The sequence below is a fragment of the Methylobacterium thuringiense genome (genome assembly GCF_022179645.1).
Classification (GTDB): domain Bacteria; phylum Pseudomonadota; class Alphaproteobacteria; order Rhizobiales; family Beijerinckiaceae; genus Methylobacterium; species Methylobacterium thuringiense.
The window spans coordinates 125,651-143,861 of sequence record NZ_BPRA01000014.1 but is presented as its reverse complement, the minus strand read 5'-3'; the positions used below and the strand labels follow the sequence as shown (position 1 = coordinate 143,861).

Genomic DNA, 18,211 nt, shown 5'->3' with positions numbered 1-18,211 from the left:
GGGCGCGACCGTGTCGACTGCCAGACAGGATAGCCCCCCTCGCGCGGCGGCGACAGACACACCACATCCTCACGGCCGAGTTTGGAGGGGAATGGTGCGATGATGTGGCGAACGGGCACCATGCGGTGCGGGATGGCCTTGCTTGGGGCGATGGTGCTGGCTGGCGCGACGGTGCCGGCGCGGGCGGAGGATCCCGACCGGATCTTCGACAAGTCCACGGTCTGGCGGCCGCTGACGCCGAACGACAAGCTCGTGGTCTACGGCATCGACGACCCTGCCGTGAGCGGCGTCGCCTGCTGGTACACCCAGCCCGAGAAGGGCGGCATCAAGGGCACCCTCGGGCTGGCCGAGGACGTCTCCGACATCTCGCTCGCCTGCCGACAGACCGGGCCGGTGGTGTTCAAGGAGAAGTTCAAGCAGGGCGAGGTGGTGTTCAGCGAGCGCCGCTCGCTGATCTTCAAGTCCATGCAGATCGTGCGCGGCTGCGACGCGAAGCGCAACACGCTGATCTACATGGTCTATTCGGACCGCGTGGTGCAGGGCTCACCGAAGAACTCGACTTCCGCCGTGCCGCTGATGCCGTGGGGCACGGAAGCCTCGCAGAAGTGCGGGGACTTCGCGAAGGGGTGATTCTTCCGACTCAAGGCTCGATGACGTCATGCTGCTGGCCAAGACCAGCATCGAGCTCCGCGATCGACCTTCGGAGGCGCTCCGCGTCCACCGGCGATTCGAGAATCCGTCGAGTCGTTTTGAGGCCTTCGAGCTCGGATCGCGGCAGGATCACGAGATCGGGGCATCCGCGGCGGGTGATCACCAACTCGCTGCCCTCAGTCTCGACGCGATCGAGATGGATGTCGAGGGCTTCGCGAAAGGCCATGATGCCGATGCGCTTCATGGTATCGGCCCCCAAAGTCGAGAGGCCGATACTACAATCCTAGACACCGAACGTCAGCCGGAAGCCGAACAACCCCAAAAAAATCAATCCTGGCAGGTGATGCGGATCGGGCGCTCGGCGGCCTTGCGGACGGGGGTGATGTCGATGGCGCCGGTGTATTCGTCCTGAGCGGCGACGCCGTAGGAGGTGGCGGAGGCGAACCCTTGCGACTCGCACCAGGCGTTGGCGACGACCTGACCGCATTCGCTGTTGCCGCCGGTGAGGCACTCGCCGGTGCCGTAGCCCTCGTTGGCCGGGATCAGGAAGGCCTTTTCGACATGCGGGACGGCAGCGGTCTCGGCGGCGGTGGCCTGGGTCGCGGCGGCGGAGACCAGGGCGAGAGCGAAGACGGCGGCGGCCTGAAGGCGCATGGTCGGGACCTCGTGAATCGGTTTCGCGCGATTGCGGAGTGTTCGAACGGCTCGGTAAACAAACCCTTGCCGCAACAGCTCGTCGTCGAGCGATCGGCGGGGTCGTTCTCGAATCGATCACCGTTTTGGGGTAGCGGATGCAGGCGGCCGCGACCGTCGCCCATGCGCCACAGCGCCGTCGGGCAATGGGGCGGGACGGTGGCAGGGGCGGCGGGGCCGGGTGAGGTTCCTCGCGAAAGCGGCCACGGCACAACGGGATAGGGGCCAGGACCGGCGCAGGCGGCGCGGGACGGGCGGCTCCGAGCGGGATGGACTCTGATGACGCCGACGTTGCGGCTCTACAACACGCTGACGCGCGAGAAGGCGGCGTTCACGCCGATCGATCCGACGCATGTGCGCGTCTATGCCTGCGGCCCCACGGTCTACGACGCGGCCCATATTGGCAACGCGCGGCCGATCATCGTCTTCGACCTGTTGTTTCGGCTGCTACGCCACCTCTACGGCGACGCCCACGTCACCTACGCCCGCAACGTCACGGACGTGGACGACAAGATCAACGCCCGCGCGGCGCTCCGCGGCATCACCATCCGCGAGCTGACCGACGAGACGCTCGCGGCCTTTCACGCGGACGTGCGCGATCTGGGCGTGCTGATGCCCGACGACGTGAACGTCGCGGGCGAGCGCCCGCGCTTCATCGAGCCCCGCGCCACCGACCACATCGTCGAGATGGTCACGCTGATCGAGGGGCTGGTCGCGGCCGGTCACGCCTACGTCGCCGCCGACCACGTGCTGTTCGACGTGCCCTCGATGCCGGATTACGGCGGCCTCTCGCGGCGGCCCCTTGACGAGATGGAGGCGGGAGCCCGCGTCGAGGTCGCGCCCTACAAGCGCTCGCCCCTCGACTTCGTGCTGTGGAAGCCCTCGAAGCCGGGCGAGCCGTCCTGGCCCTCACCCTCGGGCATTGCTGCACCGGGCCGTCCCGGCTGGCACATCGAGTGCTCCGCGATGTCGTGGAAGCATCTCGGCAAGACTTTCGACATCCATGCCGGCGGCATCGACCTGATCTTTCCGCATCACGAGAACGAGGTGGCGCAATCGCGCTGCTGCTTCGGCACCGACGTGATGGCCAATGTCTGGCTGCACAACGGCTTTCTCCAGGTGGAGGGAGAGAAGATGTCGAAGTCCCTCGGCAACTTCATCACCATCCGCGAGGTCCTGGCCGACTGGCCGGGTGAGGTCGTGCGGCTGGCGATGCTGAAGACGCATTATCGCCAGCCGATCGATTGGACGCTGCGTGGGCTCGAGGAGGCGAACCGGACGCTGGAGCGCTGGTACGGCCTCGTCGGCGATGTTTCGCCGGCGCATGACGTGCCGCCCGCGGTGCTGGGACCGCTCCTCGACGACCTCAACACGGCTGCGGCGCTGGCCGAGCTGCACCGGCTGGACGAGCCCGCACGGCTCAAGGCCGGCGCGGGTCTGCTGGGCTTGCTCGGGCAGACCCGGAGCGGGCGTGCCGAGGCGAGCGTCCAGGCCGCCGGGATCGACGTCGCCGCCGTCGAGGCGCTGATCGAAGACCGCCGGGCCGCCCGTGCCGCCAGGGATTGGGCGGCGTCCGACCGGGTGCGGGATGCCTTGGCCGCGATGGGCGTCGCGGTGAAGGACAACAAGGACGGGACGACCACTTGGAGCGTGATCACGTAGCCGCGAGGCGGCAACGGCCGGCGTTCAGGTTGCTCCTGCTAGCCCCGACTTCGCGCCGGGGCTTTCCGCGGCGCGCCCGAGGAGAAGTCCTTTGATCAAATCCATGACGTTCGCGGCCGGTGTCGTCGCAGCCGGACTGGTGCTGGCAGCTCCCGCATCGGCCGCGCCGATCGGCGTGACGGCCACATCGGACGCAGGCAGCCTGATCGAGTCGGTTCAGTACGGTTACGGCGGCTACGGTGGCGGCGGGTATGGCCGCGGTCGTGGTTACCGTGGCTATGGCGGCGGTGGTGGATACGGCTACGGCCGGCGCTTCGGCGGCCATCATCACCACCACGATGGGTTCGGCTACGGCCGGGGCCGCGGCTTCGGAGGCGGTCACTACGGCCGTGGCCGGCGCGACTTTTTCTGAACGACGCGGGCGCCTCGAAGATATCCGGGGCGCCCGGCTCCCCCTACATCCGCTCCTTGACCAAGTTCTCTCCCTCGGGGGAGGGCTCCCGCCGCGCCGCCGCATCCTGCAGCATCCCCACCACGTCCGCCGCATCGGTCGCGACGAGGAAGGCCGGGTCGAGCCCAGGCCGCAGGAAACCGTGGCCGCGCATGTGGTCGAGCAGCGTCAGCAGCGGGTCCCAGAAACCGTTGATCGAGAGCAGCAGGATCGGCTTGGCGTGCTGGCCGAGCTGGGCCCAGGTCATCTGCTCGATGAGTTCTTCGAGCGTCCCGATGCCGCCGGGCATCGCCACGAAGGCGTCGGCGCGATCGAACATCAGCTTCTTGCGTGTGTGCATATCACCGACGACCACCGTCTCCTGGATCTCGTCGAGCATGCGCTCGCGCGATTTCAGGAAGTCCGGGATGATGCCGGTGACGTGGCCGCCGGACTGCAGGGCGGCATGGGCCACGGTGCCCATCAGCCCGACATTGCCACCACCGTAGACGAGTCCGATGCCGGCCTTGGCCAGCCCTCGACCGACCGTCACTGCGGCTTCCTTGAACGCCGGATCGCCGCCGAAGCCTGACCCGCAATAGACGCAAACCGAACTCAGGTGCACGATCCCGCCTCCCCCCGCGTTACGCGACATTCGCAAATCCTAGATCACGCTGCGTTTTGATCGAATCGATCAAAACGCAGCGTGATCGATTCAAAAGTTGAGAGCAGGCTTCGCGCGAAAGCCCGTTGCCACTTTTTCGCAGCCTGCTCGAGCCGGCGAAGAACCGGGATGGCCCGGTCCTACACTCGGTATTCGCCGCCCGGGCCGCAGCTGCGCCTTGGTGTTCCCGTCATGTTCAGTGATATGTCATGAGATCTAGACGGGTTGTCGACAAGCCCGCGAGGGGGCGCGGCATCGCTTCGGCCGGACGTTGAGGAGTACGACGCCATGACGGCGGGTTTGGGACGGGGCCTGGCGCTGGCCGGCATCGGCGCGGCGGTCGGGCTGGCCGTGGTGGCGGCGCTCTTCGGCACCGGAGACCTCCTGAAACGCGTCCGGGGCTCCGCCGTCACCGGTGAGACCTCGCGGCCGGCCGCCGACCTGCCGCAGGGCAAGGCGGGCTCCGAAGCGAACGCGGAAAAGCCCCGCCCGAACACCGGTGACCAAGCCGCCATCGAACCAAACAAGAAGCCTCTTGCCGGTCCCGGAGGCGTGCTGCAAGCGGAAACGGGGCGGGCGGATGAAGCGAGGACGCCCAGCCTCGATATCCTTCGCGTCGAGCCTTCCGGCGATGCGGTACTCGCGGGCCGCGGTGCGCCGAAGGCGTCGGTGGAGCTGCTGCGCGACAACAAGACGGTCGCCCGCGCCACGGCCGACGAGTCCGGCCAGTTCGCCATCGACAGCCTGACTCTGCCCCCCGGCAACAGCGAGCTGACCCTTCGCAGCACCACCCCCGACGGCAAGACCACGGAGGGCCGGGCGAGCGCCGTGGTAGTGATCGACAGGGACAGGAAAGCGCAGCCCCTCGTCGCCGTTAGCGAGCCCGACAAGCCGACTCGCGTTCTTTCGATGCCGAGCCCTGCCGTGCCGAAGTCGGCCGAGGCGGCCAGGGATGCGGGGAGCGAACAGGGCAAGGATCCCGGCAAACCTGCCCCAGCCGGCGGGACGCCGCCGCGACGCGAGGCGGCCCTGTCGGCGGCAGGGGGCAAACCTGCCGCCCCCATGGCCGAATCCACACCGGTCAAGATCGTCAGCGTCGATGCGCAGGATGGCGGGCGGCTGTTCGTTTCGGGGCAGGGGGCAGCCTGGACCTCCTTGCGCCTCTACCTCAACGACACGCTCGTCGCGTCTGGGCGCTCAGGCGCCGACGGTCGTATAGCCTTCACCATCGGTCGCGGCGTGAAGCCCGGCGGCTACCAGATCCGCATCGATCAGGTCGACGACACGTCCGGCAAGGTCGGCCAGCGCGCGCAGGTCGGCTTCACCTTCCCAAGCCAGCTCGCCGCCAAGGAGGCGGCAAGGCACCCGGTCAGGACGGCTTCGAAGGAGGCGTCGAGCACGCCGACGAAGCCCGAGACCCAGCCGGCGCGTTCCCCCGAATCGGCTGCATCCCCTCCCTCCTCGGCGGAACCGCACGCGGCCGCTGGCGTGGCGGGATCGAACGCCGCGATGCTCTCGGCGGAGACGGACAAGCGCACGGCGGAAGCGGTGTCGCCGAAGCTGCCGGGAGCCGGGACCTCGGCCCCCAGGCAGAGCCCGCTCGGCGCATCACCGCCTCCTGCCAAGCAACTGCCGACACAGCCGCAGAGACCGGACATGGCGGCGGCCGTCGCGCCCACGCCGGGCGATCCGCCGGCCACGGTGTTCGTGCCGGAGATCGACACGGCAAAGATCACCCGCGGCGACAACCTGTGGCAGATCAGCCGGCGCAGCTACGGCGACGGCAAGCGCTACACCGTGATCTACGATGCCAACCGCAACCAGATCCGAGACCCGAACCTGATCTATCCGGGCCAGATCTTCGTCATGCCGAAGGACGCACCGGCTTCCGACCGGCAAGGTGCGAACCGGGGCTGAGGCAGGCGTCGATCCCGTGCAGACGGAAGCGATCACGGCGCCGCCATCAAGCCTTCCGCAGATCCCGAACGCCGGCCGTCCTAACGCGATGTCATAGTCCCCGCTCGCGTCGCAGCCTGACGATCGCCCGATCGAGCGCTCCGAGGAAGGCCGAGCGGTCCTTCGGAGAGAAAGGCTTCGGGCCGCCCGTGATCGCACCGGCCTCGCGTAGGTCCTGCATCAGGTTACGGGTCGCCAGCGCCATGCCGACGGACGAGTCCGTGAAGGCCTTGCCGTTCGGTGCGATGGCGACGGCGCCCGCCTTCACGCAACGGCTCGCCAGCGGCACGTCGTTGGTGATGACGACGGAGGCCGCGTCGGCCCGTTCGGCGATCCAGTCGTCGGCAGCGTCGAAACCGTCGCTCACGACGACGCGCTCGATCCAGGGCTCGCGCGGCAGGTTCATGAAACTGTTGGCGACGACGATGACGTGGAGCCCGTACCGCGCCGCCACGCGAAATGTCTCGTCCTTCACCGGACAGGCATCTGCGTCGACGTAGATCGTGATCGCGTCGGGCATGGGACGCCTTTTTCCTCAGTGGTCGTCGCGGCTAGCGCCTCGACGACCGTCCGCCTCATCAGCGGCGGCGCGCAGTCGCGCTTGCCGACATGCGTCGGTCGGAGCGGTGATGCGTAACGCTTCGAAAGAACTTAAGAGCCCGAAGGCTTGATCACCGCCAGCACGGAGGCGATGCGGGTCTTGATCTGGTCGGCCAGCACCTTGGCGAGCCGGATTTCGGCGTCGCGTGCCGCGCGCAAGCTGGCGAAGCGCTGGATCGAGCGATCGTAGGTCGCGGTCGAGGTGGCGACGCCCTCGGTGACGACCTTGGTGCCGTCGAGGTTTTCCAGCGAGAAGTTGATGGTTCCGATGATGGTGCCGGCTTCAGCGCGCGCCGTGGTCGAGGAGACGATCGGCGTCGTCACCGACTCGCTGCCGCGCAACTTCAGCCGATAGCGTTTCGGCGTCGCGTTCTGGCCCGACCCGTCGAGGCCGAAGATCAACTCGCTGCGCAGATAATGCCCGAGGCGATCCTGATCCTGCGCCATGATGACGTCGTCGATCTGCACCGAGGCGAGCGCCACCTGCATCGATTCGCCCGAGGCCGTGGGCCCGTAGAGCGGTCGGAAACAGGCCGAGACGCTCAGCGCGAGGCTGGCCGCCAGGGCGAGCCGCATCGTGCGGGAAGCCGCCTCTCGTGTCCCGAACCGCATCATCGTCCGTGGTCGCCCCGACTCGTATGCTCAAGCTTGTACGGCAAGCGCCGCGTCCGGTCATCAGCCTGCCATGACGGGGTTTACGCTTCGTCTGCGGCGAGAGTGGGGTGAAGCCGCGGCTTCACACCACGAGGTTCACGATACGCCCCGGCACGACGATCACCTTCTTCGGAGACCGTCCTTCGAGGGCCCGCTGCACCGCCTCGTCGGCCAGCACTGCGGCCTCGACGGCCGCCTTGTCGGCCCCGCTCGGGACGGTGACGTCCGCGCGCTTCTTGCCGTTGATCTGCACCGGCAGGGTGATCTCGTCCTCGACCAAGAGCGCCCGTTCGACCGCAGGCCAGGGCGCGTCGGCGACGAGCCCATCGCGGCCGAGGGCGGTCCAGCATTCTTCCGCGAGATGCGGCATCATCGGCGCGATCAGCTGCACCAGGATTCCTGCAGCCTCGGCGGCCACCTTGCGGGTGCTGCCGGCGCGCAAAGCCTCGTCGAGGGCGTTGACCAGGGTGTAGACATGGGCGACGCAGCGGTTGAAGCGCAGCCGCTCGACGTCCTCCTCCACCGCGGCCAGCGCCTTGTGGGCTGCCTTGCGCAATGGGGCGTCGGCGCCTTGCGTCTGCCCGTCGGTGTGGGCTGCGAGGTTTACGAGGCGCCAGATGCGCTGCACGAAGCGCGCGGCGCCCTGCACGCCCTCCTCGGTCCAGATCACGTCGCGCTCGGGGGGCGAGTCGGAGAGCACGAACCAGCGGGCGGTGTCGGCGCCGTAGCTCGCGATGATGTCGTCGGGGTCGACGACGTTCTTCTTCGACTTCGACATCTTTTCGATGGGGCCGATGGCGATCTCGGCCCCAGTGCCGACGTGGAAGGCGCGACGCGTGCCGCCCTCGTTGTCGAGGCGGATCTCGGCCGGCGGCACCCAGGCACCGGCCGCGTCCTTGTAGGTCTCGTGGACGACCATCCCCTGCGTGAACAACCCCGCAAACGGCTCGGAGACGCCGGACCAGCCGGTCTCGCGCATCGCCCGCATGAAGAAGCGCGAGTAGAGCAGATGCAGGATCGCGTGCTCGACGCCGCCGATATATTGGTCGACGGCGAGCCAGTGATCGACCGCACCCCGGTCCGTCGGCGCGTCCTGCAGCCAGGGCGCGGTGAAGCGGGCGTAGTACCAGGACGAGTCGACGAAGGTGTCCATGGTGTCGGTCTCGCGCCGCGCCGCCGCCCCGCATTTGGGGCACGGCACGTTGCGCCAGGCGTGGTCGCGCTCCAGCGGGTTGCCGGGGATATCGAACGAGACCGCGTCCGGCAGCTTCACCGGCAGGTCGGCGACGGGGACTGGCACCGGGCCGCAGGCGTCGCAATGGATGATCGGGATCGGGCAGCCCCAGTAGCGCTGGCGCGATACGCCCCAGTCGCGCAGCCGGAACTGGATCTTTGTCTCGGCCACGCCCTCGGCTTCGAGGCGGGTGGCGACGGCGGAAAAAGCCGCGTCGGTGGTCATGCCGTCGAGGAACGCCGAGTTGATCATCCGGCCGTCGCCGTCATAGGCGGTGTCGGTGATCGTGAACGTCGCAGGGTCCTGCCCCTCGGGGCAGACCACCGGCGTGTTGCCGAGGCCGTACTTGTTGGCGAAGTCCAAGTCGCGCTGGTCGTGCGCCGGGCAGCCGAAGACCGCGCCGGTGCCGTACTCCATCAGCACGAAATTCGCGATGTAGACCGGCAGGGTCCAGCTCGGGTCGAGCGGGTGCCGCACGGTCAGCCCGGTGTCGAAACCGAGCTTTTCGGCGGTGTCGATCGCGGCCTGCGCCGTGCCCAGCCGTCGGCATTCCTCGATGAAGGTCTGCAGGTCGGGCCGATCCGCCGCGAGTGTCGCCGCCAGCGGATGGTCGGCGGCGATGGCGAGGAAGCGCGCGCCGAAGAGCGTGTCGGGCCGGGTCGTGAACACCGTCACCGCCTCGGCCGCGCCCGCAGGGGCGGACGACAACGAAAACCGGACCTCCAGCCCCTCCGAGCGGCCGATCCAGTTCTTCTGCATGACCCGGACCTTCTCCGGCCAGCGGTCGAGCCCGTCGAGGGCGCTCAGCAGATCCTCGGCGAAGTCGGAAATCCGAAAGAACCACTGGGTCAGCTCGCGCTGCTCCACCAGCGCGCCCGAGCGCCAGCCGCGACCGTCGATGACCTGCTCGTTGGCGAGCACGGTGTGGTCGACCGGGTCCCAGTTCACCTTCGCCGTGCGGCGGGTGACGAGGCCTTTCTCGAGGAAGTCGAGAAACAGGCGCTGCTGGTGGCGATAGTAGTCGGGATCGCAGGTGGCGATCTCGCGGCTCCAGTCGAGGGACAGGCCCATCGATTGCAGCTGCTTCTTCATCGTGGCGATGTTGGCATAGGTCCACTCGCGCGGGTTGACCTTCCGCTCCATCGCCGCGTTCTCGGCCGGCAGGCCGAAGGCGTCCCAGCCCATCGGGTGCAGCACGTTGAAGCCGCGCGCCCGCTTGTAGCGCGCCACCACGTCGCCCATCGCGTAGTTGCGCACATGTCCGACATGGATGCGCCCCGATGGGTAGGGGAACATCTCGAGCACGTAGTATTTCGGGCGCGGATCCTCGTTCTGCGTCTCGAACAGGCGCGCCGCGTCCCAGGCCTGCTGCCAGCGCGGCTCGGCATCCTTGGCATTGTAGCGCTCGATGGCGCGGTCGGGGGTGCTGGTCATGGGCCGGGACGCCGCGAGATCCGGAGGAAGAAAGCGAGCGGCGGCACTAGCATATCCGCGGCGCGAGGCGTCAACGGATCGGCTTTCTCCGACTTTCGTCCAGGCGCCCGGACCCCAGGGCTCCCGGCCCGCGTTCCGGGAGGGTAAGGCGAGCAGCGTCGCCCCGAGACCCGACCAAGAAACCCGAGACCCCATGACGGACCCCTGGATTCCCGCCGTGCCCGACGAAAAACCGCCGCTCGGCGAAGCCGACGTCGCGGCGGGCCTCGCCGAGGTGCGTGCGCTGATCGCCCGGGCCGCCGAGGACAGCGAGCGGGATCCGCAGGACATCCACCTCGTCGCGATCTCGAAGACGGCGCCCGCCGAGGTGATCCTGCCGGCCTTGGAAGCCGGGCAGCGGCTTTTCGGCGAAAATTACGTGCAGGAGGCGAAGGCCAAGTGGCCAGCCTTGCGCGAGCGCTTTCCGGATGTCGAGCTGCACTTCGTCGGGCCGCTGCAATCGAACAAGGCGCGCGAGGCCGTCGAGCTGTTCGACGTGATCCACTCCCTCGACCGGCTCTCGCTCGCCGCGGCGATCAGTAAGGAGAGCGAGCGGGTGGGGCGCCAGCCGCGGCTGCTGATCCAGGTCAACACGGGCGGCGAGGAGCAGAAGGCCGGCGTCGCGCCGGACGCGGTCGACACCCTGCTGGCCGAGTGCCGCGACACGCACGGCCTCGTTGTGCAGGGGTTGATGTGCATTCCACCCTTCGACGAGCCGCCCTCACCGCATTTCGCGCTGCTGGCCCGCATCGCCGACAAGCACCGCCTGCCGATCCTGTCGATGGGCATGAGCGCGGACTATCCGGCCGCGATCCAGATGGGCGCGACGCATATCCGCGTCGGCACCGCGATTTTTGGGGCGCGGGCCAAAAAGGCCTGATCGTCCTTCAGAGCGCCTCGCCGCGCAGCAGCCGCGGTTGGGCACCGCGGATTGCCGAGGCCTCGCCGATGAAGAAGCGCTTGAGGCCCGGCAGCCGGTCGACGAGGCCGAGGCCGAGATCACGGGCGAGGCGCACCGGCAGGGCGTCGTTCGAGAAGAGGCGGTTGAGGCCGTCGGTAGCCGCGGCCATCGCCACGGTGTCGAAGCGGCGGGCGCGCTCGTAGGCCCGCAGCACCTCCGGCGCGCCGGGGTCCGTGCCGAGCCGCAGGGCTTCCGTCACGGTCTCGGCCAGGGCGGCGGCGTCCGAAAAACCGAGATTGAGCCCCTGGCCGGCGACCGGGTGGATGACGTGGGCGGCATCGCCCAGCAGCGCGAGGCGATCCCCGAAAAAGCTGCGGGCGATACCGAAGCTCAGGGTATGGGCGCTCGGTCCGTCCTCCAGGGCGATATGGCCGAGGCTCAAGCCGAACCGGCGCTCGATCTCCGCCAGCGTGTCCTCCGCGCTGCCGCCGAGGAGCGCCGGAACGTCGGCCTGCCGCTCGGTCCACACGATCGAAGAGCGGTGCCGGCCGTCGCACGACGGCAGCGGCAGGATCGCGAAGGGGCCGCTCGGCAGGAAGTGCTCGTACGCGCGGCCCTCGTGGTCGCGTTCGTGCGTGATCGTCGCGACGATGCCCGATTGCGGATAGGACCAGCCGACCCAGCCGATGCCGGCGGCCTCGCGCAGGCGCGAGCGCGCCCCGTCCGCCGCGACGACGAGAGACGCAGCGAGTTCGCGCCTGTCGCCGAGCGTCGCGCGGATGCGCGCGCCCTCCGGCACGGCGTCGGCGATGCCCGTCGGCTCGAACGTGACGCCGACCTCCTCGGCGGCGCCCAGCAGCACGGCGACCAGCGGCTCCGCCTCGACCATGTGGGCGAAGGGTTCGCCCCGGCTCTCCTCCTCCGCGCTTCGCTGCGCGAACGTCAAGAATGTCGGGCGCACCGGGTCGCCGAGGCGGCTGTCGGTGATGACCATGTCGCGGATGGGCTCGGCTGCCGGTGCGATCCGCTCCCACAGGCCGAGCCGTTCGAACATCCGGCGCGGGCCGGCCGCCACGGCGAAGGCGCGGCCGCGATGACGCGCAGCGCCGACGGACAGGCCGGGATCGCAAACCGTGACGTCGAGGGCCGGGCCGTTCGCCTGCTTCAGGGCGATGGCGAGGGTCAGGCCGGGAATGCCGGCGCCGGCCACGAGCAGGCTGCGGCTGCCCGCGCGATTCTTCGCACTGCTCATGCTGCTCTCCCAGCCCATTGTCGCGACTTCGGAATGAAGTGGCACTCCCTATCATTCCCGGCAATCCGCCCGGCGTCGCAGGCATGAATGCGCGACATGGCCGGCACCAGTCCTCGTGCGCTATATCGCGACCCGCATCCGCCCCCGGGAGACCATGACAGCCGCCGTCCGCGAACTCCTCGACATCCTCGATCTCGAATGTCTTGAGACCGATCTGTTTCGCGGCACCTGCCAGAAGAACGGCTGGCCGCGGGTTTTCGGCGGGCAGGTGGTGGCGCAGGCGCTGGTGGCGGCCTCGCGTACGGTGAGCGAGGCGCGCCCGCCTCATTCGCTGCATGCCTATTTCCTGCTCGGCGGCGATCCGGCGGTGCCGATCGACTACGAGGTCGAGCGCATCCGCGACGGCGGCAGCTTCACCACCCGTCGGGTCAAGGCGATCCAGCATGGCCGCGCGATCTTCGCGATGTCGGTGTCCTTCCACGGCGAAGAAGCAGGCTTCGACCACGCGACCGCGATGCCGGACGTACCGCCGCCGGAGGACCTCGCCGATGCCGGCAGCTTCGTCGCCGAGGGCCGCGAGCAGGACGCGATCATCGTACCGCCCCTGAAGTTTGCCTACTTCACCCAGAAATGGCCGATCCAGCTCAGGCCCGTCGAGATCGAGCGCTATCTCAGCCGGGCGCCGCGTGCGCCGCGCTTCCACGTCTGGATGCGGGCGGCCGACACCCTGCCGGACGATCCGGCGATCCACCGGGCCGTCCTCGCCTACGCCTCGGACATGACGCTGCTCGATTCGACGCTGATCGCCCACGGCCGCACCGTGTTCGATCCCGAGATCCAGTCGGCGAGCCTCGACCACGCCCTCTGGTTCCACCGCCCGGTGAAGGCCGACGAGTGGCTGCTCTATGCGCAGGACAGCCCGAGCACATCGGGTGCGCTCGGCTTCGCCCGAGGCGCGATTTTTTCGCGGGATGGACAGCTTGTCGCGTCGGTCGCCCAGGAAGGGCTCATCCGTCGGCGTGGTCGCTGAAGGCTCGCGCTGAAAGCGATAGATTCTTGAGCGTTTCCATCGTGGGGCTGTGTTGCCAGCCTGATCTGCCGCAGCGTTAAGCCATGCGCCTAATTTTTACGCAGCTTGAGCGTTTGCTGTGCCCAACCGAGAGTCAGGCCCGGCTCAGTTTCTGGGCACGGGAGCAAAATCCGAAAAAGTTCCGACTGGCATAGTCCTTGAATAGTGCGGGCCGGTCGCAGGTTCATTCCGAGCCCTGCGGAACCGCCGGACCTAAAGCCGTCCCAGTGACGAAGAAGGCGACCGGCGGCACATCGAGCGAACCCAGGGGGCGCCGCCCATGAAAATCGTGATGGCGATCATCAAGCCGTTCAAGTTGGAGGAGGTCCGCGACGCCCTGACCGGCATCGGCGTGCACGGCCTCACCGTGACCGAGGTCAAGGGCTACGGCCGCCAGAAGGGCCATACCGAGATCTACCGCGGTGCCGAATACGCCGTCAGCTTCCTGCCGAAGCTCAAGATCGAGGTCGCGGTCGCCGCGGATCTCGTCACCAACGTCATCGACACCATCGCGGGTGCCGCCCGCACCGGTCAGATCGGCGATGGCAAGATCTTCGTCATGCCGCTGGAGAAGGCCATCCGCATCCGCACCGGCGAGACCGACGCGGACGCCCTCTAGAGCTCTCTCCGACCCGATCGCATCGGGCCGACCGCTCTAAACCTCTGTTGCGACGCGCTCTCCTTCGACCAACCGGTGCCCACTTGGCCGGAAAGCGCTCCAGTCCTTGAAAGAATTGGCGATCCGGCCCGGCCGGACCACCGCGCCTCCTCCTTCCATCAGAATCGCAGTGCGATCGGGAGCCTCGTGTCCATGAAACTTCGTACCCTTCTTGCGCTCGGACTGGGAGGAGCCGCCGCCGGCCTTCTCCTCGCCGAGCCTTCGCTCGCGCAGGACGCCGTCGCCGCGGCCACCGCGCCGCCGGCACCCGTGCCCAACAAGGGCGACACTGCCTGGATGCTGATCTCGGCCGCCCTCGTGCTGATGATGAGCGTGCCGGGCCTGGCCCTGTTCTACGGCGGCCTCGTGCGCACCAAGAACATGCTCTCGGTGCTGACGCAGGTCTTCGCCATCGTCTGCATCGCCGGCCTGCTGTGGGTGTTCTACGGCTACAGCCTCGCCTTCACCAACGGCGGCGGCCTCAACGACTTCGTCGGCGGCTTCTCCAAGGCCTTCCTCAAGGGTGTCGATGCGACCACCACCGTCGCGACCTTCTCGAACGGCGTCGTGATCCCCGAATACGTCTACATCTGCTTCCAGATGACGTTCGCGATGATCACACCGGCTCTCATCGTCGGCGCCTTCGCCGAGCGGATGAAGTTCTCGGCGCTCATGGTGTTCATGATCCTCTGGATCACGCTCATCTACTTCCCGATGGCGCACATGGTCTGGTACTGGGGCGGCCCGGATCTGGTCGGCAACGCCGCCAAGGCGCTCGCAGCTGCCACCGACGACGCCTCCAAGGCCAGCGCCCAGGCGGCTCTGGACGCGGTCAACGCCGATGCGGGCTTCCTCTTCAAGAAGGGCGCCCTCGACTTCGCCGGCGGCACGGTGGTGCACATCAACGCGGGCATCGCCGGCTTCGTCGGCTGCCTGATGCTCGGCAAGCGCATCGGCTACGGCCGTGACCTGCTCGCCCCGCACTCCCTGACCATGACCACGATCGGCGCCTCGCTGCTCTGGGTCGGCTGGTTCGGCTTCAACGCCGGCTCCAACCTCGAGTCGAACGGCAATGCCGGCCTCGCGATGATCAACACCTTCGTCGCCACGGCGGCGGCGGCGGTGGCCTGGCTGTTCGTGGAATGGGCCCTCAAGGGCAAGCCGTCGCTGCTCGGCATGCTCTCGGGCGCCATTGCCGGTCTCGTGGCCGTCACTCCGGCCGCGGGTTTCGCGGGGCCGATGGGATCGATCGTCCTCGGCTTCGTCGCAGGCGGCGTCTGCTTCGTGATGTGCTCGACGGTCAAGAACGCCCTCGGCTACGACGACTCCCTGGACGTCTTCGGTGTCCACGGCGTCGGCGGCATCCTCGGTGCTCTGGCGACCGGCATCCTGGTCGATCCGAAGCTCGGCGGCGCAGGCATCCCCGACTACACCACCAAGCCCGGTGAACTCGTCGTCGGCGCCTACGACATGATGAGCCAGTTCATCGTGCAGGCCGAGGCCGTCGGCCTGACCGTCCTCTGGTCGGGCATCGGCTCCGCCATCCTCTACAAGCTCGTCGATCTCACCATCGGCCTGCGCGTGAAGGAAGACGAGGAGCGCGAGGGCCTCGACATTGCCGACCACGGCGAGCGCGCCTACAACTACTGATCCAGACGAATCGTCGTATCTGGATTGAAGACCCCGGCGCCATGCGCCGGGGTCTTTTCGTTTGCGACACGATCTTGCGCGCCGACAAACAGGGCATGCGATTCGAAGATCAGGGCAATACACGAACGAAACGGCTCGATTTGCCGACCGATTAAGAAATGATGAACCCATTCGCACCGTAGACCGAGCGATCGCGTGACGAGACGGCAACAGAAATGTTGCGCAAAGGCAACAACTCTGAGCGACTGGGGCACTTGGGCTGAATTTGCCTATTTGCTAGGCAATTGCTCGAAACTTCCTTTTGCGGTGCAGGACGCTTTCGGCAACCTTGACCATAGAAAGAAACAAGGGGCTCGATCGATGTCTTCCAAACTGGTGCTGCGGGGATCCGTAGCGACGCTTGCACTGCTCGCCGCCGGTTCCGCTTTCGCGGCCGATCTGCCCTCCAAGGCCGCCGCGCCGATCCTGGTCGAGGAGCACTGCAAGGCTGCGATCTCGACGCCGGGCTACGGCCCCACCATCAAGGCCCCTGCGACCTCGTCCTGCTGGGCCTCGCCGATCGGCGACCTCTACCTGGGCGGCGCCTTCTCGGCCATGGCCTACAGCTTCTCGAACCCCTTCAACGCGGCGCTGACCCCGGTCAACACGGACCCGGACCGGAACCAGCGTCTCGACGCCAGCAACGCGATGCTGTTCATCCAGAAGGCCGACGGTCCGTTCCAATTCTTCGTGGCGGCCGGCCTCTATTCGATCCCGACGCTCGGCCTGCCGGTGTTCCAGTCCTACGACCAGAACAGCGCCCTGTTCGGACCCGTGCCGATCGCCTACGGCAAGTACCAGATCAACGACGAATGGTCGTTCCAGGGCGGCCGGATGTTCACGAACATCGGCACCGAGCTGCTGTTCACCTTCCAGAACATCAACATCTCGCGCGGCCTGCTGTTCAACCAGGAGAACTTCGTCAACCAGGGCGTTCAGGTGAACTACGCGAGCGGCCCGTGGGCGGCTTCGCTGGCGGTCACCGACGGCTTCTTCTCGGGTGAGTTGAACTGGGTCACCGGTCTCATCACCTACAAGATCGACGATGCCAACACGATCGGCGTCAACGGCGGCACGAACTTCTCCAAGTTCAACAATGCCGGCCGCGGTTCGCAGTTCAGCTACGCGACGCCCCTGAACCTGCAGAACAGCAGCATCGTCAGCGTGAACTACACCTACGCCAACGGTCCGTGGACCATCACGCCCTACCTCCAGTACACCGACGTCTCAGGCGACGTCGGCCTCGGCATTCCGACCAGCGCCTCGACCTTCGGCGCGGCGATCCTCGGCGCCTACGCGTTCACCGACTGGTTCTCGCTCGGCGGCCGCTTCGAGTACATCCAGCAGGACGGCAATCGCCTGAGCGCAGTCCCGCAGACCAACCTGCTCTACGGCCCGGGCAGCTCGGCCTTCTCGTACACGGTCACGCCGACCTTCACCTTCGACCGCTTCTTCATCCGCGGCGAGTACTCCTTCGTGGATCTGCAGGACATCCAGCGCGGCAACGTGCTCGCCGGCACCCTCGGCACGGGCTTTGGCCGTACCGGCAACCGGACGACGCAAGAGCGCTACATGATCGAGACGGGCATCACCTTCTGATCCCATACGACATCCCGCGCGACGAAAGGCCCCGGAGCGATCCGGGGCCTTTTTTCGTCGTCGCCGGCACCATCGGGCGGTCGCGGACTTGTCCGGTTGCGGCGTCGCAGGACGCCGGAGGAAAGACCGGTATCATGATCCGCTCCACCGGCCTCTCGGCGGTGATCCTGGTAGCCTGCGTCGCCGCTGCCGCCGCACGGCCCACCACCACCACGATGACCTGCGCCCAGGCGCGCGGCGTTGTCCTGCGAGAGGGCGGCGTCGTACTCGGCACCGGCGGGCAAACCTACGACCGGTTCGTGCGCGACCGCAGCTTCTGCGAGCCGACAGAGGCGGGCAAGCGGGCCTTCGTCCCGGCCCGCGACACACCGCAATGCTTCGTCGGCTACACCTGTTACGAGCCGGGCCGCGGCGACCGCTTCGGTGATTTTTGAGTCTTTTGGACGTTTTGGCAGGGAGCGCCCACGATCCGAAAGCGCCCCGGTCGATCGACCGAGGCGCTCGTCTGTCGAGGGGGCTGAAAGCCCGGCCGCTTATGCCGCCTGCTGGACCGAGCCCTCGATCGTCGGCTGGCTCGCAGGAGCACTTCCGGCGATCTGGATCCGCCGGGGCTTCTTCGCCTCCGGGATCTCGCGGACGAGATCGACATGGAGCAGCCCGTGCTCCAGCGAGGCGCCGGTGACTTGGACGTAGTCGGCGAGCTGGAAGCGACGTTCGAAGGCCCGGGCGGCGATGCCCTGATGCAGAACCTCCGCCTTGCCCTCCACGGGCTTGCGCTCGCCCTTGATGGTCAGCGTGCTCTCGCGGGTCTCGATCGAGAGATCGGACTCGGTAAAACCGGCGACCGCGACGGTGACGCGATAGGCGTTCTCGGCGGTGCGCTCGATGTTGTAGGGCGGATAGGTGGGGGCCTGCTCGGCGCTGACGAAACCGTCGAGGGCGGCAAACAGCCGGTCGAAGCCGACGGTGGAGCGATAGAGCGGGGCGAGGTCGTACTGACGCATGACATATCCTCTCGATGAGCAA

At 67.7% G+C, this 18,211-nt stretch carries 18 protein-coding genes; 10 read left to right on the top strand and 8 right to left on the bottom strand.

Going from position 1 to position 18,211, the window contains the following annotated elements; genetic code table 11:
- Positions 1–99 precede the first annotated feature (99 nt).
- Positions 100–630: a CreA family protein gene (locus MFF07_RS15375; RefSeq protein WP_147818369.1), complete on the top strand. Its 531-nt coding sequence runs from the start codon at positions 100–102 to the stop codon at positions 628–630.
- Between the two features lie 10 nt (positions 631–640).
- On the opposite strand, the gene MFF07_RS15370 is transcribed toward MFF07_RS15375, so the two are convergent.
- Positions 641–895 carry a type II toxin-antitoxin system Phd/YefM family antitoxin gene (locus MFF07_RS15370; RefSeq protein ID WP_147818370.1) on the bottom strand — a complete coding sequence of 85 codons (255 nt, stop codon included), beginning with the start codon at positions 893–895 and terminating at the stop codon, positions 641–643.
- An 83-nt stretch (positions 896–978) separates the two neighbouring features.
- The gene (locus MFF07_RS15365) at positions 979–1,305 is read right to left on the bottom strand and encodes a hypothetical protein (protein ID WP_147818371.1); all 327 of its coding nucleotides are present in this window, start codon (positions 1,303–1,305) and stop codon (positions 979–981) included.
- Positions 1,306–1,623: 318 nt separating this feature from the next.
- Here MFF07_RS15365 and cysS point away from each other — a divergent pair, with 318 nt between their 5' ends.
- Together cysS and MFF07_RS15355 are read left to right on the top strand one after the other, a co-directional pair.
- Positions 1,624–3,006: a cysteine--tRNA ligase gene (gene cysS / locus MFF07_RS15360; protein WP_147818372.1), complete on the top strand. Its 1,383-nt coding sequence runs from the start codon at positions 1,624–1,626 to the stop codon at positions 3,004–3,006.
- A gap of 103 nt (positions 3,007–3,109) precedes the next feature.
- Positions 3,110–3,418 carry a hypothetical protein gene (locus tag MFF07_RS15355; RefSeq protein ID WP_187272615.1) on the top strand — a complete coding sequence of 103 codons (309 nt, stop codon included), beginning with the start codon at positions 3,110–3,112 and terminating at the stop codon, positions 3,416–3,418.
- 43 nt (positions 3,419–3,461) lie between these two features.
- Here the strand turns inward: MFF07_RS15355 and MFF07_RS15350 are convergent, their stop codons facing one another.
- Positions 3,462–4,064 carry an LOG family protein gene (locus MFF07_RS15350; protein WP_147818387.1) on the bottom strand — a complete coding sequence of 201 codons (603 nt, stop codon included), beginning with the start codon at positions 4,062–4,064 and terminating at the stop codon, positions 3,462–3,464.
- 324 nt (positions 4,065–4,388) lie between these two features.
- Between MFF07_RS15350 and MFF07_RS15345 the strand changes: the two genes are divergently transcribed.
- A complete protein-coding gene (locus MFF07_RS15345; RefSeq protein ID WP_147818374.1) occupies positions 4,389–6,017 on the top strand; it encodes a LysM peptidoglycan-binding domain-containing protein in 1,629 nt (542 codons plus the stop codon).
- 91 nt (positions 6,018–6,108) lie between these two features.
- On the opposite strand, the gene MFF07_RS15340 is transcribed toward MFF07_RS15345, so the two are convergent.
- The 3 genes from MFF07_RS15340 to leuS all read right to left on the bottom strand — a co-directional run bounded on the left by MFF07_RS15340 (position 6,109) and on the right by leuS (position 9,978).
- Positions 6,109–6,576: a YaiI/YqxD family protein gene (locus MFF07_RS15340; protein WP_147818375.1), complete on the bottom strand. Its 468-nt coding sequence runs from the start codon at positions 6,574–6,576 to the stop codon at positions 6,109–6,111.
- A gap of 131 nt (positions 6,577–6,707) precedes the next feature.
- The gene (gene lptE, locus MFF07_RS15335) at positions 6,708–7,271 is read right to left on the bottom strand and encodes an LPS assembly lipoprotein LptE (RefSeq protein ID WP_147818376.1); all 564 of its coding nucleotides are present in this window, start codon (positions 7,269–7,271) and stop codon (positions 6,708–6,710) included.
- Between the two features lie 121 nt (positions 7,272–7,392).
- Positions 7,393–9,978 carry a leucine--tRNA ligase gene (gene leuS, locus MFF07_RS15330; RefSeq protein WP_147818377.1) on the bottom strand — a complete coding sequence of 862 codons (2,586 nt, stop codon included), beginning with the start codon at positions 9,976–9,978 and terminating at the stop codon, positions 7,393–7,395.
- 193 nt (positions 9,979–10,171) lie between these two features.
- On the opposite strand from leuS, the gene MFF07_RS15325 reads away from it, so the two are divergent.
- The gene (locus MFF07_RS15325; protein ID WP_147818378.1) at positions 10,172–10,897 is read left to right on the top strand and encodes a YggS family pyridoxal phosphate-dependent enzyme; all 726 of its coding nucleotides are present in this window, start codon (positions 10,172–10,174) and stop codon (positions 10,895–10,897) included.
- A gap of 7 nt (positions 10,898–10,904) precedes the next feature.
- Here the strand turns inward: MFF07_RS15325 and MFF07_RS15320 are convergent, their stop codons facing one another.
- Positions 10,905–12,170, bottom strand: coding sequence for an FAD-dependent monooxygenase (locus MFF07_RS15320; protein ID WP_147818379.1), 1,266 nt, complete (start codon positions 12,168–12,170; stop codon positions 10,905–10,907).
- A 154-nt stretch (positions 12,171–12,324) separates the two neighbouring features.
- Between MFF07_RS15320 and tesB the strand changes: the two genes are divergently transcribed.
- The 5 genes from tesB to MFF07_RS15295 all read left to right on the top strand — a co-directional run bounded on the left by tesB (position 12,325) and on the right by MFF07_RS15295 (position 17,619).
- Positions 12,325–13,200 carry an acyl-CoA thioesterase II gene (tesB, locus tag MFF07_RS15315; protein ID WP_147818380.1) on the top strand — a complete coding sequence of 292 codons (876 nt, stop codon included), beginning with the start codon at positions 12,325–12,327 and terminating at the stop codon, positions 13,198–13,200.
- A gap of 319 nt (positions 13,201–13,519) precedes the next feature.
- On the top strand, positions 13,520–13,858 hold the full coding sequence (locus tag MFF07_RS15310) for a P-II family nitrogen regulator (RefSeq protein WP_147818381.1): 339 nt from the start codon (positions 13,520–13,522) through the stop codon (positions 13,856–13,858).
- Between the two features lie 192 nt (positions 13,859–14,050).
- Positions 14,051–15,547, top strand: coding sequence for an ammonium transporter (locus MFF07_RS15305; RefSeq protein WP_147818382.1), 1,497 nt, complete (start codon positions 14,051–14,053; stop codon positions 15,545–15,547).
- Between the two features lie 360 nt (positions 15,548–15,907).
- Positions 15,908–17,185, top strand: coding sequence for an outer membrane beta-barrel protein (locus tag MFF07_RS15300; RefSeq protein WP_187272612.1), 1,278 nt, complete (start codon positions 15,908–15,910; stop codon positions 17,183–17,185).
- Positions 17,186–17,319: 134 nt separating this feature from the next.
- Positions 17,320–17,619, top strand: coding sequence for a hypothetical protein (locus MFF07_RS15295; RefSeq protein ID WP_147818383.1), 300 nt, complete (start codon positions 17,320–17,322; stop codon positions 17,617–17,619).
- A gap of 99 nt (positions 17,620–17,718) precedes the next feature.
- Here the strand turns inward: MFF07_RS15295 and MFF07_RS15290 are convergent, their stop codons facing one another.
- Positions 17,719–18,189, bottom strand: coding sequence for an Hsp20 family protein (locus MFF07_RS15290; protein WP_147818384.1), 471 nt, complete (start codon positions 18,187–18,189; stop codon positions 17,719–17,721).
- Between the last annotated feature and the right edge of the window lie 22 nt (positions 18,190–18,211).

Coding starts and splice junctions, on each gene's coding strand:
- MFF07_RS15295 (WP_147818383.1), top strand. CDS start 17,320: ATGATCCGCTCCACCGGCCTCTCGGCGGTGATCCTGGTAGCCTGCGTC.
- MFF07_RS15300 (WP_187272612.1), top strand. CDS start 15,908: ATGTCTTCCAAACTGGTGCTGCGGGGATCCGTAGCGACGCTTGCACTG.
- MFF07_RS15365 (WP_147818371.1), bottom strand. CDS start 1,305: ATGCGCCTTCAGGCCGCCGCCGTCTTCGCTCTCGCCCTGGTCTCCGCC.
- MFF07_RS15355 (WP_187272615.1), top strand. CDS start 3,110: ATGACGTTCGCGGCCGGTGTCGTCGCAGCCGGACTGGTGCTGGCAGCT.
- MFF07_RS15345 (WP_147818374.1), top strand. CDS start 4,389: ATGACGGCGGGTTTGGGACGGGGCCTGGCGCTGGCCGGCATCGGCGCG.
- MFF07_RS15310 (WP_147818381.1), top strand. CDS start 13,520: ATGAAAATCGTGATGGCGATCATCAAGCCGTTCAAGTTGGAGGAGGTC.
- MFF07_RS15320 (WP_147818379.1), bottom strand. CDS start 12,170: ATGAGCAGTGCGAAGAATCGCGCGGGCAGCCGCAGCCTGCTCGTGGCC.
- MFF07_RS15340 (WP_147818375.1), bottom strand. CDS start 6,576: ATGCCCGACGCGATCACGATCTACGTCGACGCAGATGCCTGTCCGGTG.
- MFF07_RS15305 (WP_147818382.1), top strand. CDS start 14,051: ATGAAACTTCGTACCCTTCTTGCGCTCGGACTGGGAGGAGCCGCCGCC.
- leuS (WP_147818377.1), bottom strand. CDS start 9,978: ATGACCAGCACCCCCGACCGCGCCATCGAGCGCTACAATGCCAAGGAT.
- lptE (WP_147818376.1), bottom strand. CDS start 7,271: ATGATGCGGTTCGGGACACGAGAGGCGGCTTCCCGCACGATGCGGCTC.
- MFF07_RS15290 (WP_147818384.1), bottom strand. CDS start 18,189: ATGCGTCAGTACGACCTCGCCCCGCTCTATCGCTCCACCGTCGGCTTC.
- tesB (WP_147818380.1), top strand. CDS start 12,325: ATGACAGCCGCCGTCCGCGAACTCCTCGACATCCTCGATCTCGAATGT.
- cysS (WP_147818372.1), top strand. CDS start 1,624: ATGACGCCGACGTTGCGGCTCTACAACACGCTGACGCGCGAGAAGGCG.
- MFF07_RS15325 (WP_147818378.1), top strand. CDS start 10,172: ATGACGGACCCCTGGATTCCCGCCGTGCCCGACGAAAAACCGCCGCTC.
- MFF07_RS15370 (WP_147818370.1), bottom strand. CDS start 895: ATGAAGCGCATCGGCATCATGGCCTTTCGCGAAGCCCTCGACATCCAT.
- MFF07_RS15375 (WP_147818369.1), top strand. CDS start 100: ATGATGTGGCGAACGGGCACCATGCGGTGCGGGATGGCCTTGCTTGGG.